The following is a 12,679-nucleotide window of genomic DNA, read 5'->3' as shown; positions in this document are numbered from 1 at the left end:
CAACACCGACGGCAAGTGGAGCGTGGCGTCGAACATCGACCTCGGCCGTGGCAGCTACGCCCTCACCGCGAAGCAGACCACGCCCGGCAACGCCGCCAGCGAGCTCCCCGTCCGCTTCACCGTCAAGTAAGCCACACAGCGCACAGAGAACGCCCCCGGTGACCACTCGGTCACCGGGGGCGTTCGCCTGTCGCTGCCTTTCAGCGCGGCCCGCGGTACAGCACGATCTGCGTGTTCCGCTGCGGCCGTGACCCCGCCTTGAGGGAGATCGCCGCACCACTTGCGCTGGCGGCGAAGACCCGCGCCCCCGGTCGGTTGATCAGCTGGTCGGCCAACGCCGACTCAAGTTCGCGCACCCGGTCGCGCAGCGCCCTGTTCTCGTTCTCCAGGTCGAGCACCCGCCGGATGCCCTCCAGCGACACTCCCTCGGAGCCGAGCCGCGCGATCTCGCGCAGCTGCGCGACATCACGCATCGAGTACCGCCGCGATCCACCCCGGGTGCGGCCCGGCACGACCAGGCCGAGCCGGTCGTACTGCCGCAGCGTCTGCGGGTGCATCTCGGCGAGCTCCGCAGCGACCGCGATCGCGAAGACGGGCGAGTTCTCGTCCATGTCGGTCATGGCGCGTTCCTTTCCGTCGTCCGCGTGGGGTGAAAACCAGCCTGGAGGCTCGGTGCGGCTTCCTGACGGAGCCGCGCCGGGCCTCCAGACCGGTCTACTGCTGTGGTTGCGCGACGCTAGTCGCGCGCCTTGGCGAGGAGGTCCTCGCGGGGGTTCTCGTCGGGCAGCGCAGCCGCGAGTGCCTCGACGGCCTCGCGCTGCTTGTCCGACAGGTGGGACGGCACCGCGACCTGGACGGTGGCGAGCAGGTCGCCGGTGCCGTTCTTCGTCGTGACGCCGCGGCCCTTGACGCGCAGGACGCGACCCGACGGCGTGCCGGGGGCGACCTTCAGCTTCACGGGCGAACCACCGAGCGTCGGGACCTCGATCGTCGCGCCGAGCGCTGCCTCGGTGAACGTCACGGGGACGTCCACGCGCAGGTTGAGCCCGTCGCGCTCGAACACCGGGTGCTTCCGCACCGACACGGCGACCACGAGGTCACCGGCCTCACCGCCGTCGGGCGAGGGCTCGCCGCGGCCGCGCAGACGGATCTTCTGACCGTCGGCGACACCCGCGGGGATGCGGACGTTCACCGGTCGGCCGTTGCCCTGCGACAGCTTGACGGTGTCACCGGCTATCGCCGTCGTGAAGTCGAGGGTCGTCGACGCCGTGACGTCGCGGCCCTTCGTCGGCCCACCGAAGCCGCGGTAGCCGCCGGAGGTCTGGCCGAAGCCACCACCCCCGCCGAACATCCCGCCGAGGATGTCCTCGAAACCGCCGGCACCGCCGGGGCCGCCCTGGCCGAAGCGGACGCGCTGTCCGCCACCGCCCTGCTGCCCGAACATCCCGCCGAAGACATCCTCGAACCCGCCCTGGCCCCCGCCGCCCGCCGTGAAGCGAGCGCCGGAGCCCATGGCGCGGACCTGGTCGTACTCCTGGCGCTGCTCCTTGTCGGAGAGCACCGAGTACGCCTCACTGATCTCCTTGAAGCGGTTCTCGGCGGCGGCGTCACCCGGGTTGGAGTCCGGGTGGAACTGCCGCGCGAGCTTCCGGTACGTCTTCTTCAGCTCGGCGTCGGAGGCGTCCTTGGACACGCCGAGGACCTTGTAGAAGTCCTTGTCGAACCAATCCTGACTGGCCATGGATCACCTGCCTTCTTCTGTCGTCACCGTGGGGGCCCGGCTCAGGCCGGGACCGCCACCGCGACCTTGGCCGCGCGGAGGACCCGCTCACCGAGCTTGTAGCCCGGCTCGACGACGTCCGCGACGGTCTGTCCGGTGGCACCCGGGGTGGGGAGCTGGACGATCGCCTCGTGGATGTTCGGGTCGAACGCCTCGCCCTTCTCGCCGATCTGCACGAGCTTGAACTTCTCGAAGCCCCCGCGGATCTTCTGGCCGATGACCTGCATCGGGCCCTCGGCGAGGTCACCGTGGGCCTCGGCCCGGGTGAGGTCGTCGAGCGCCGGCAGCAGGGCCCGCACGACTTCGGCGATGGCGACCTCGCGGTTGGCCTCACGGTCACGCTCGACGCGCTTCCGGAAGTTCACCAGCTCGGCCTGCGCACGGAGCATGTCTGCACGCATCTCGGCGACGAGGTCGCGGTCCTCGGTGCTCAGCTTGTCCTCGGCGATGCCGCGGGCGGCATCGGCGAGCAGCGCTTCGTCCTCCGGGGAGAGGTCGTTCGCTGCATCGGCCGCCGGGCCCCCGGCGGCGGGGCCGTCCGTCGGTACTTCGACGTCGGGCCCCTCCGCCTCGATGAGGTCCTCGGGCTCCGCCGCGTTCGTGACGTCGCCCTCGACCTGGGGCTCGTCCTCGTTGGGCGCGTTCTCCTTGGGATCCGTCATCGTTACTTCTTGTCCTTGTCGTCCTCGTCGTCCACGACCTCGGCGTCGACGATGTCCTCGTCGTCGGCCGGCTGCTCACCCGCGGGTTGCTCGCCACCGGCGGTGCCGGCTGCTGCGTCCTGCTGGCTGTAGATGGCCTGGCCGAGCTTGCCCTGCGACTCGTTGAGCTTGTCGAAGGCGGACTTCACGGCGTCGTCGTCCTCGCCCGCGAGAGCGGACTTGAGCGCGTCCACGTCGGCCTGCACCTCGGACTTGACGTCCGCGGGGAGCTTCTCGTCGTTCTCCTTGATGAGCTTCTCGATCGAGTAGACGAGCTGCTCGGCCTGGTTGCGACGCTCGTTGGCCTCGCGACGGGCCTTGTCCTCGGCTGCGTGCTCCTCGGCCTCGCGGACCATGCGCTCGATGTCCTCCTTCGGCAGCGACGAACCGCCGGAGATGACCATCGACTGCTCCTTGCCGGTGCCCTTGTCCTTGGCGGACACGTGCACGATGCCGTTGGCGTCGATGTCGAAGGTGACCTCGACCTGCGGGACGCCACGGGGAGCCGGTGCGATGCCGGTGAGCTCGAAGGTGCCGAGCGGCTTGTTGTCACGGGTGAACTCGCGCTCACCCTGGAAGACCTGGATGGCGACCGACGGCTGGTTGTCGTCAGCGGTCGTGAAGGTCTCGCTCCGCTTGGTCGGGATCGCGGTGTTGCGGTCGATGAGCTTCGTCATCAGGCCGCCCTTGGTCTCGATGCCGAGCGACAGCGGCGTGACGTCGATGAGCAGGACGTCCTTGCGCTCGCCCTTCAGCACACCGGCCTGCAGTGCGGCGCCGACGGCGACGACCTCGTCCGGGTTGACGCCCTGGTTCGGGGACTTGCCACCGGTCAGCGACTTGACGACCTCGGCCACGGCGGGCATGCGGGTCGAGCCACCGACGAGCACCACGTGGGCGATGTCGTTGACCGAGACACCGGCTTCCTTGATGACGTCGTTGAACGGCTTCTTGGTGCGGTCCAGCAGGTCGGAGGTCATCTGCTCGAACTGTGCGCGCGAGATGGTCTCGTCCAGGTTCAGCGGGCCCTCGGCGGTGAGCGTCAGGTACGGGAGCTGGATGTTCGCCGACATCTGCGACGACAGCTCCTTCTTGGCCTGCTCAGCCGCTTCCTTCAGGCGCTGCTTGGCGATCTTGTCCGTGGACAGGTCGACGCCGTGCTCGTCCTTGAACTTCTTGACCAGGTAGTCGACGATGCGCTGGTCCCAGTCGTCGCCACCGAGACGGTTGTCACCGGAGGTCGCGCGGACCTGGATCGTCGAGAAGTCGTCGTCCTTGCCCACCTCGAGCAGGGAGACGTCGAACGTGCCGCCACCGAGGTCGAAGACCAGGATGAGCTCGTCTTCCTTGCCCTTGTCGAGGCCGTAGGCCAGCGCGGCCGCGGTCGGCTCGTTGATGATGCGGAGGACGTTGAGGCCGGCGATCTCACCGGCGTCCTTCGTGGCCTGGCGCTCGGCGTCGTTGAAGTACGCCGGCACGGTGATGACTGCGTCGGTGACGTCTTCGCCGAGGTACTGCTCAGCGTCGCGCTTGAGCTTGCCGAGGGTGCGGGCCGAGATCTCCTGTGGCGTGTACTTCTTGCCGTCGATCTCGGTGGTCCAGTCGGTGCCGACGTGACGCTTGACCGACGCGATGGTGCGATCGACATTCGTCACGGCCTGGCGCTTGGCGGTCTCGCCGACCAGGACCTCGCCGTCCTTCGTGAACGCCACGATCGACGGCGTGGTGCGCATGCCCTCGGCGTTGGCGATGACGGTGGGCTCGCCACCTTCGAGAACTGCGACGACGGAGTTAGTGGTTCCGAGGTCGATGCCTACTGCACGTCCCATGTGTTGCTCCTCTTGCTTGGGGGTAAGTCGTTGGACTTGCGTCCGATGGACTCAACTCTACCCCTGAGTCGCCTGGAGTCAACTTCAGCGAGAGCAAACCTGCGCCAATCCCACTCAACTCACAGGCGACCCTTCGTGATCGAGTACGCGCGTATGTTGGTATTTCACGTGATATTCTGAATACACATGCACCGTCGGAGTCTGTCGACGGGCGTGCCACTTCCCGCACAGCCGCCGTCGCGCGGCCTGTCCTGAAAGATGCACATGTCTCACAAGAAGAGGGCATCAACTGCCCTCAAGTCCATGGGTGCGGCCGGGCTGGCCGCAGCCACCATCGTGTCTGGCCTCTCCTTCGGCGCGGCCCCGGCCACTGCCGCTGGTCCTGGAGCGGAGCCGTCCGAGCGGGTCGTCGGTTCCCTCGTGCTCCGAGAAGCGCGAACGGACACATATTTTGCGGTCCAGGCAGCCAACCTTGGCTCCGGGGCTGTCAATGGCGCAGTAGCAAAGGCGTACTCCACGTTTGCTCAAGCAAAGGCATCGGCGGATCGCGTCGAGTTTCCCGCGCCCGGGACTCGTGGTGTCATCAAAAACTCGAAGGGCCAGTGCCTGAGCAGCCTTGGAGGCAAGTACGCCCCGTGGTCAAGCAACTGCGGGACAGCGGCAGGCCAGTTCACGATGAGTGAGAACCTTGGACTCGGGGTCTACCGAAACTCGGCCCAGACTGGTTTCTACCTGGGATACTTGTCCGGCTATTCGCTGGCGACCTACGACGAGATCGTCGCGTCGATCAACAAGCCGCTGGTCGCGAACGTCACGAGCACGAGCAACATCAACAAGTCGGCCGTGATCTCCGGCACGGCGACCCCGAACCAGACCGTCACGATCGGCTCCAAGACTGTCAACGTGAATGCGGACGGCAAGTGGAACATGACGGTCACCGGCCTCGTGAACGGCGCGAACTCGCTCGTGGCCATCCAGAAGCGCGGCGCCACCGAGATCGACCGTCAGAACGTCTCGGTCACGATCGTCGAGGGCGGCGGCCTCTTCGGCGTCGACCAGGGCCCCGTCGAGCTCGAGCGCGGTGCGACCACCCAGGTGCCGTTCGTCGTCGAGAACCGCGTCTCGCGCACGGACACCAAGGGCACCGTCGTGCTGACCGCTCCGGACGGGGCGACCTTCTCCGAGCAGGACACCGTTCAGGGCTCGTGGCGTCGCGTAGGCAACACCGCGTGGAACGCTTCCACGTCGATCCCGCTCACCAACGGCCGTCTGTCGAACGACAACACCACCCTGACGTTCGACGCGGACTGGTCCAGCGAGCGTCCGGCCGACCAGCAGTACCGTTTCATGATCGACGTCGCCGCGGCTGAGGACGCCCCCGAAGGCTCCAGCTCGATGGACTTCGACTTCACGGGCACGAGCAGCACGAACGACTTCCGTGCACAGGGCAAGACCACCACGACCGTGACGGACGCCGAGGTTCCGGCGCCCGATGCGCTCGTCGTCACCACCCCGGCCGACGACTCCACGGTCGACACCAAGCGTCCGGTCTTCTCCGGCACCGGTGACGAGGGCGCCACGATCGAGATCCGCGACGCCGACGACAACCTCATCGCGACCACCGTCGTGAAGGACGGCGCCTGGAGCGTCCCCGCAGCCGCGGACCTCGCGGATGGCTCCTACGAGTTCGACGTGACCCAGACTCCGCTCGCCGGGGCGCCGAGCACCGAGAAGGTCTCGTTCACGGTCGCGACGAACCCGCTCACGACCGAGCTCACCGCGGTCGGCGCGTTCGATGACGACGTCACCAAGCCCGCCACGATCTCCGGCGACGCCACCACCGGCGCGACCGTGATCGTCAAGGACAGCCTCGGCAACGAGGTCGGCCGGGCTGAGGCCGTCGACGGGAAGTACTCGATCCCGGTCCCGCCGTCGTTCGCCCACACCGGCGTGAACGACTTCACCGTGACCCAGACGAAGAACGACACGACCTCGCCCGCGAAGGACGTCTCGCTCGACTACGGCATGCCGACCCCGATCCGCATCACCAGCCCGGCGAACGGCTCGACAGTCCAGAAGGACGGCCTGACCTTCACCGGCACGGGTGACAACGGCGCTCGTATCGATGTCCGCGGTTCCGTCCGAGCCATCGCGACCGGTACCGTCACCGACGGCACCTGGAACGCACCGGTGACGATCGACCTGTCGAACAACGTCTACAACCTGCGCGCCGTGCAGACCACCAAGGGTGGCCTCACGACGCAGGCACCGATCACGATCACGATCACCGACGAGGCCCCGGTTGCTCCGGTTGCTCCGCTGACCGCGACCGCCGCGTTCAACACCACGGACGAGAACCTGCCCGCGACGATGACCGGCTCCGCCAACCCCGGCGCGACCGTCACCGTGAAGGACAGCAACGGCGACACCATCGGCACCGCCGTCGCCACCAACGGCCGCTACACGATCACGATCCCCGCGAACAAGGCCCACTTCGGCGTCAACGACTTCACCGTCACCCAGACCGTCCGAGGCCAGGTCTCCGCACCACTGGACCGCTCCCTCGACTACGGCAACCCCGCAGCCCCGGTCATCCAGACCCCGGCCAACGGCGCCACCGTCACCAACGGCTCCATCCGCTTCACCGGCACCGGAGCCACCGGCGCCAAGCTCGACATGCGCGGCAACACCTCCTCCATCGGTGACACCAAGATCACCGACGGCGCCTGGACCGTCGACGTCACCCGCCAGCTCAACCCGGCGGTCTACGACCTCCACGCACTCCAGACCAGCAAGGGCGGCCTCACCCAGCGCGTCAACATCACCGTCAACGTCCGCAACGAGCAGATCACGGCGCTGACTGCCAACGGGGTCTTCGACCGTGACGTCGAGCAGAACGCCGTCGTCTCGGGCAACGCCCAGACCGGAGCCGACGTCATCGTCCGCGAAGGCACGACGATCATCGAGAGCGTCAAGGCCGTCGACGGGAAGTACTCCGTCACGATCCCCGCCACGGTCGCCGGCGTCCGCACCTTCACCGTCACCCAGACGGTCAACGGCACGGTCTCGGCACCCAAGACGGCGACGCTCGACTACGGCACGCCCGCCGCACTCGTCATCGAGACCCCGTCCAACGGCGGCACCCTTCGTGGCGACCAGATCGTCTTCACCGGCACCGGAGCACCCGGCGCCAAGGTCGTCCTCAACGGCACCTCGAGCCGCCTCGGTTCCGCGACCGTGAACACGTCGGGCGCCTGGACGATCTCCGTGGAGCGCACCCTCACTCCGCAGGCGTACACGCTGTTCACCAAGCAGATCACCAAGGGCAACCTCAACGGCCCTGCTGACCAGCGCACCATCAACGTCATCCGGTAACACCACCAGCACAACGCGACGGGCGCCTCTCCACCAGGAGGGGCGCCCGTTCCCGTGTGTCAGGAGCGAAGCAACGGAGAACGGAACGACAGAACGACGAATGCCGCCGGCCTCAGGCCGGCGGCATTCGTCGTGGGACGGGTCGATCATCGGGTGACGAACACGTTGCTCTCGCCCTTGTCGTCGATCTTCGGCTCGTTGTCCGTGGTGACGCGGTTGCCGTCGGTCGTGACGGTGACCGAGCCGACCTGCTTCCCGGCGATGTCGTTGATGGAACCGGAGACGACGAGTTCCTCGACGTTTCCGAGGTGCACCACCGCGTTGCCCGCGGTGATCTCCACCGACGCGCAGTCTCCGACGGTGACGTCCTTGTTGGCCTGGTCGACGACGGCCTTGCCGTCCTCGCACCCGGCCTGGACCTTCTCGATGTCGGCAGGCGGGTTCGAGAAGACCTGCTTGTCAGTCTTGTCCGCCTTGGCCGTCGCGCTCGCGCTCGCGCTCGGCTTCGGGGTCGACTTGTCGTCACCGGTGCCGGAGCACGCGGTCACTGCAGCGAGGACGCCGAGGACGGTGATCCCGGTGACGAGCAAGCGGCGGACGGGAGGATGGGGGCTCAGAGCCATGGTGTGTTCCGATCTGGAGCGGGAGGTGTCGGGCGCGTCATCGGACCCGCAGACATTCGTATGTAATGTTCTATATAATACTTGATATGCTGAATGCATGACAACTGACCGGTTGCCGGTGGTGGCCTTCCTCAGCCACTCCGCAGCCCTCTCCGGGGCAGAACTGCTCGTCGCCCGTGTGACGGCGGCGTGCACGAGGATCGAACCGATCGTGGTCCTCGGTGAACACGGCCCGCTCGAGGAACTCCTTGCCGCCTCCGGTGTGCGCTGCCAGGTCGTGCCCCTCGATGCGTCCGTCCGGCACCACACCGCCGCCACGGGTGCGGGGCTCATCGAGAAGACGGTCAGCACGCTCCGTGCCACCCACGAGCTCACCCGCGTCCTGGGTACCCTCGGCGTCGACGTGCTGACGACCCACTCGGCGAAGGCGCACATCTGGGGTGGACTCGCCGGACGACGGGCCGGGATCCCCGTGGTCGCCCATGCACACGACCTCGTCGGTGCCGACGGGTCGTCGCGAGTGAACGCCGCGTTGCTCCGGCTCGCGTTCGCGCTCCTCCCCCGCACGGTGATCGCGAACTCCCGGAGCACGGCGCGGTCGCTCGGTCGCCTGCCCCGGCCCGTCGCCGTCGTCGGCTGCCCCGTGTCCGTCCCGGCGGAAGCAGCGCCACACACCGCTTCAGCGTTCACGATCGGCATGGTCGGACGCCTCACGCCGTGGAAGGGGCAGGGCGTCGTCCTCCGCGCCTTCGCGGCCGCCCGCGCAGCCGGTCTCGACCCCGACGCGCGACTCCGCCTGGTGGGCGCACCGCTGTTCGGTGCCGACGACGCGTTCGCCCGGGCGCTGCACACACTTGCGTCCGACCTCGGCGTCCGCGACTCCGTCGACTTCCGTGGGCACCAGCACGACGTCGCCGCCGAGATGGCCGCGTGTGACGTCGTCGTCCACGCCAGCACACGCGCAGAGCCGTTCGGACAGGTCGTCATCGAGGCGATGGCGCTGGGCCGGGCCGTGATCGCCAGCGACGCGGGTGGCCCCGCCGAGATCATCACCGACGACCGGGACGGTCTCCTCGTCTCGCCCGGTGACGTCGCAGCGCTCGCGTCCGCCATGGTGCGCCTGGCGGCCGACCGGGAGGCCCGGGGCCGGCTCGCTGACAACGGCCGTCGGATCGCCAGACGGTTCGATCTCCCCCGCGTCGTCGCGCAGATCGAGGCAGTCCTGGTGGCGACCGCCCGCTGACGCCGGACGGCGGCACTGCGGGTGCGCGTCGCCTGTCGTGGGTCGACCCGGCGACGGAAGGCGGGCCTCCTGGCTGGCGCGCGTCAGGAACGGACCGTGCTCGGGATCCCGGTCCACGCGCCGATCTCGCGCCGGAAGCGCGTGGTGGAGAACGTGTCGGCCCGTTTTCGGCAGTCCGCACCGTCGAGCGCGGCGGCGGCCTCGACGGCCGACCGCAGCGTCGACGGAGCGAAGTCGTGCAGGACGACGCCGCTCCGGCCGGGCTCCACCGAGTCGCACGCGCCTCCGACGGCGTTCACGACGACCGGCGTACCGAGTGCCATGGCCTCGACCGGCATGATGCCGAAGTCCTCCACCGGCGGGAACACGTAGACGGCCGCACGCTGCAACAATGCTGCCAGGAGCGCGTCGGACGGCCGGACGACGATGCGGACGTCGACGTCGACGTCGGAGTCCGCGGCGAGCGCCCGGAGCCGCTCGAGGTCGGGACCGTCACCGGCGAGCACCACCGGCCGCGCTGATGCCCGGCCGGCCTGGATCACCACGTCGAGTCGCTTGTACGGCACGAACCGGGACGCGCCCAGCAGGAAGCCTGCGGGCAGCGACTCGAGTAGCGCACGCTCACAGTCGTCGAGTTCCCGTGCCCAGTCGTCGACAGCGGTGAGCCGTTCGACCCCGACGGGTGGGTGGATCACGACCGCGTCGACGTCCCAGCTCGCGCGGATGCGCTGCTGCACGAAGCGGCTGTTGGCCGCGACGTGCCGGAGCGCCCCACCCCGACGGCGGTCCACCGCGCGGAGCGCGGGGCCCGCGACCCGTGCGGCGACGGACGCGCCGCGGGCATCGAGCTCCGGGTTCCAGAGGTACCGCGCCGGTGTGTGCACGTAGGTGAACTGGCGCTCGGGATCGACCCCGGGCACACGGGCCTGGTGCGCGAACAGGTGCGAACTGACGAGCGCCCAGTCGTACGGTCCGAGGTCGCGCAGCCCGTGCGACCAGAGCGCGAGGAGGAACGGGACAGCCAGGGCCTTGCGCCCCCGCAGCGGCGTCGGCGCGAGGGCGCTCTCGATCACCCGCCGACCGGGGTACCGGCCCGGGGCGTCGTTCCAGAGGCCGAAGAGGTCGGCGTCCGGGTACTCGTCCGCCATGGCGTCGAGGACACGTTCGGCGCCGCCGACCGCTTCGATCCACTCATGCACGAGCAGTCCGCGCATCGCGAGCTCCTTCCGTCGTTCGTGCGGCACAGGCGACGACGGCATCGATCGCCTCGTCGGCCAGGGCGCACATCCGGGCGTGATCGGCGTCGTCTCCGCGGACGGGGTCGGTGATGTCGTCCGTCTCTGGGTCGGTGGGGGCGGTGCCGAGTCGTGAACCTGCGACCAATCTGGGGAAGTCGTCCCAGAACCCCGCGCCGACGGCGTCCTCATCGAGGAGCGGACGGACGAGCCGCTCGAACTCGCGCAGCGTGAACGTCCGCCGCAACAGCGCGGGAGCGAGGTCGAGGACCGAGGCACGGTGCTGGCGTTCCAGGGTGAGCACGAGCGCGGGGCCGTCGAGCACGCCGGCGGTCAGGGGCGTCCCTGCGAAGCCAGCGGGGTCGGCTCCGTGGCGCAGGACGGCGTCGGACGACCGCGGGAACATCGCCGCCCCGGGTTCGGCGGCGGTCCCCGCGCTCGACACCTGGAACGCTCCGGGGGCGACAGCGTCCAGGCGGGCCCGGAGCACGCGTTCGACGTACGGGGAACGACAGACGTTCCCTTCGCAGACGATGAGGATGGCGATCACGATCGAGTTCCTGTCAGTGCGGGGGCGGTGGGTCGGAGGACGGGGTCGGGGACGGCGGTCGGGACCCACGTCGGGGTCGCGCAGGCCGCGATGAGGACCCAGAGGACCGGGGTCGAGAAGTCGGGCGTCCCGACGACCTTGGCGACGAGCAACGCGACGAGCGCGGTGGCCGCCGCGACCGTCCCCGGACGCCGGATCGCGGTCGCCACGATGCCCAGGACGAGTGAAGCGAACGCCGCGGTGCCCGGGATGCCGACGGTGGACAACAGGGACATGCCGAACGACGACGGCCGGTTGCTGCCGATGCCGGCACCCATCCCGAGCGTGTCCGCGAGGACGCCCCAGCTGAACGCGTCCGCACCCGTCCGGGAGTCGTACGACTTGCTGTCCACCTTGTCGACGACGAGTTGCCGGATCGGCGCGAGCAGGTGGTCACCGGCGACGAGGGCGACCACGGCCGCAGTGAGCACGCCGATGACGAGCCACGGGGTGCCGACACCACCGCGGACGACGTACCGGACGGCCAGTACGACGATGCCCAAGCCGATCACGACGGCGGAGGCGACAACGGCGGTGCCCGACGACGCCTGCAGCAGGTTGGAGCATGCGAGGGCAGCTGCCGCGGACCAGAGGAACCGGGCCCGGCCCGTCGACCGCAGTGCCGCCACGACGAAGAACGCGACCGCGGGCAGGGAGAACGCTGCGAGCTCGCTCGGTTCGCTGAAGACCCCCCGCAGCCGGTCCTCCGTCGTCGTCCAGGCGTACGCGACGTTCGGCAGCGTGTCGAAGAGGGGAGCCGTCACGTCCGCACGGAACAGGAGGAGGAACCCGCGGATGCTCGTCGTCACCGTCCCCACCACCAGCGCGACACCGACCGCGAGGACGGCACCCCGGACGCGCACCAGGTAGAGCGTGCAGCAGGCGGCGAGGAGCAGGTAGGCGAGCTGTGCGCCGTTGCTCACCGTGTAGGCGAGCACACCGGGGTCAGCCACCTGGTGATCGACTCCCCCGCGCGAGACGAGGACCCGGATGCCGCCGAACATCCACGGAGCCAGTGCGGTGATCACCGTCGTCCAACCGAGGAAGAGGGCGAACGCGTTCGCTGTCCAGTGCGACGTCCCCAGTCGACGCGTCCCGAGGAGCGCGCAGGCGCTGGCTGCTGCCGCGACGGTGAACAGCGGCACGCCGTTCCCCCCGACGACGACGCCCGCGGAGTACGGCAACCCGGCGGCCGCCCCGATGATCGCCGGCAACCACTCACGACGCACCGTCAGTCCGACGCCGAGCGCGACGAGGAACACGGCTCCGAGGACGGTCATCCGGGCTTCCTCCACTTGGTTGCG

At 69.1% G+C, this 12,679-nt stretch carries 10 protein-coding genes; 2 read left to right on the top strand and 8 right to left on the bottom strand.

Annotated features, from left to right (window positions below; all coding sequences use genetic code 11):
- Positions 1-200: 200 nt before the first annotated feature.
- From BIU91_RS08055 to dnaK, 4 genes are all read right to left on the bottom strand, one after another.
- Positions 201-611, bottom strand: a complete 411-nt coding sequence (locus tag BIU91_RS08055) for a MerR family transcriptional regulator (protein ID WP_071404990.1) — start codon at positions 609-611, stop codon at positions 201-203.
- 125 nt (positions 612-736) lie between these two features.
- Positions 737-1,741 (bottom strand): DnaJ C-terminal domain-containing protein, encoded by a 1,005-nt coding sequence (locus tag BIU91_RS08050; RefSeq protein ID WP_017886377.1) that lies wholly within the window; start codon positions 1,739-1,741, stop codon positions 737-739.
- 41 nt (positions 1,742-1,782) lie between these two features.
- A complete protein-coding gene (locus BIU91_RS08045; protein ID WP_084740860.1) occupies positions 1,783-2,442 on the bottom strand; it encodes a nucleotide exchange factor GrpE in 660 nt (219 codons plus the stop codon).
- A gap of 2 nt (positions 2,443-2,444) precedes the next feature.
- A complete protein-coding gene (gene dnaK / locus BIU91_RS08040) occupies positions 2,445-4,310 on the bottom strand; it encodes a molecular chaperone DnaK (protein ID WP_071404963.1) in 1,866 nt (621 codons plus the stop codon).
- 741 nt (positions 4,311-5,051) lie between these two features.
- Between dnaK and BIU91_RS08035 the strand changes: the two genes are divergently transcribed.
- Entirely contained in the window at positions 5,052-7,685 is a 2,634-nt protein-coding gene (locus BIU91_RS08035) for an Ig-like domain-containing protein (RefSeq protein WP_071404962.1), read from the top strand.
- Between the two features lie 146 nt (positions 7,686-7,831).
- Here the strand turns inward: BIU91_RS08035 and BIU91_RS08030 are convergent, their stop codons facing one another.
- Complete coding sequence (locus BIU91_RS08030; protein WP_139196531.1) at positions 7,832-8,308, bottom strand: DUF3060 domain-containing protein; 477 nt, start codon at positions 8,306-8,308, stop codon at positions 7,832-7,834.
- A gap of 97 nt (positions 8,309-8,405) precedes the next feature.
- On the opposite strand from BIU91_RS08030, the gene BIU91_RS08025 reads away from it, so the two are divergent.
- Positions 8,406-9,551: a glycosyltransferase gene (locus tag BIU91_RS08025; protein ID WP_084740856.1), complete on the top strand. Its 1,146-nt coding sequence runs from the start codon at positions 8,406-8,408 to the stop codon at positions 9,549-9,551.
- 83 nt (positions 9,552-9,634) lie between these two features.
- On the opposite strand, the gene BIU91_RS08020 is transcribed toward BIU91_RS08025, so the two are convergent.
- From BIU91_RS08020 to BIU91_RS08010, 3 genes are read right to left on the bottom strand one after another with little or no spacing between them, the layout of a single operon-like run.
- Entirely contained in the window at positions 9,635-10,765 is a 1,131-nt protein-coding gene (locus BIU91_RS08020) for a glycosyltransferase (protein WP_071404989.1), read from the bottom strand.
- The gene (locus BIU91_RS08015; protein WP_139196532.1) at positions 10,743-11,336 is read right to left on the bottom strand and encodes a low molecular weight phosphatase family protein; all 594 of its coding nucleotides are present in this window, start codon (positions 11,334-11,336) and stop codon (positions 10,743-10,745) included. The genes BIU91_RS08020 and BIU91_RS08015 overlap by 23 nt, the downstream gene beginning before the upstream one ends.
- The gene (locus tag BIU91_RS08010; protein WP_071404959.1) at positions 11,333-12,655 is read right to left on the bottom strand and encodes a hypothetical protein; all 1,323 of its coding nucleotides are present in this window, start codon (positions 12,653-12,655) and stop codon (positions 11,333-11,335) included. Before BIU91_RS08010 ends, BIU91_RS08015 begins: the two co-directional genes overlap by 4 nt.
- Positions 12,656-12,679 lie beyond the last annotated feature (24 nt).

It is taken from the genome of Curtobacterium sp. MMLR14_002 (genome assembly GCF_001864975.1).
Classification (GTDB): domain Bacteria; phylum Actinomycetota; class Actinomycetes; order Actinomycetales; family Microbacteriaceae; genus Curtobacterium; species Curtobacterium flaccumfaciens.
Note: the sequence above shows the minus strand (reverse complement) of the source record. Positions and strands in the feature narration are given on the sequence as shown.

Bases quoted from the DNA above. Each gene is read 5' to 3' on its own strand.
- BIU91_RS08055 (WP_071404990.1), bottom strand. From the start codon at position 611: ATGGACGAGAACTCGCCCGTCTTCGCGATCGCGGTCGCTGCGGAGCTC.
- BIU91_RS08050 (WP_017886377.1), bottom strand. From the start codon at position 1,741: ATGGCCAGTCAGGATTGGTTCGACAAGGACTTCTACAAGGTCCTCGGC.
- BIU91_RS08045 (WP_084740860.1), bottom strand. From the start codon at position 2,442: ATGACGGATCCCAAGGAGAACGCGCCCAACGAGGACGAGCCCCAGGTC.
- dnaK (WP_071404963.1), bottom strand. From the start codon at position 4,310: ATGGGACGTGCAGTAGGCATCGACCTCGGAACCACTAACTCCGTCGTC.
- BIU91_RS08030 (WP_139196531.1), bottom strand. From the start codon at position 8,308: ATGGCTCTGAGCCCCCATCCTCCCGTCCGCCGCTTGCTCGTCACCGGG.
- BIU91_RS08025 (WP_084740856.1), top strand. From the start codon at position 8,406: ATGACAACTGACCGGTTGCCGGTGGTGGCCTTCCTCAGCCACTCCGCA.
- BIU91_RS08020 (WP_071404989.1), bottom strand. From the start codon at position 10,765: ATGCGCGGACTGCTCGTGCATGAGTGGATCGAAGCGGTCGGCGGCGCC.
- BIU91_RS08010 (WP_071404959.1), bottom strand. From the start codon at position 12,655: ATGACCGTCCTCGGAGCCGTGTTCCTCGTCGCGCTCGGCGTCGGACTG.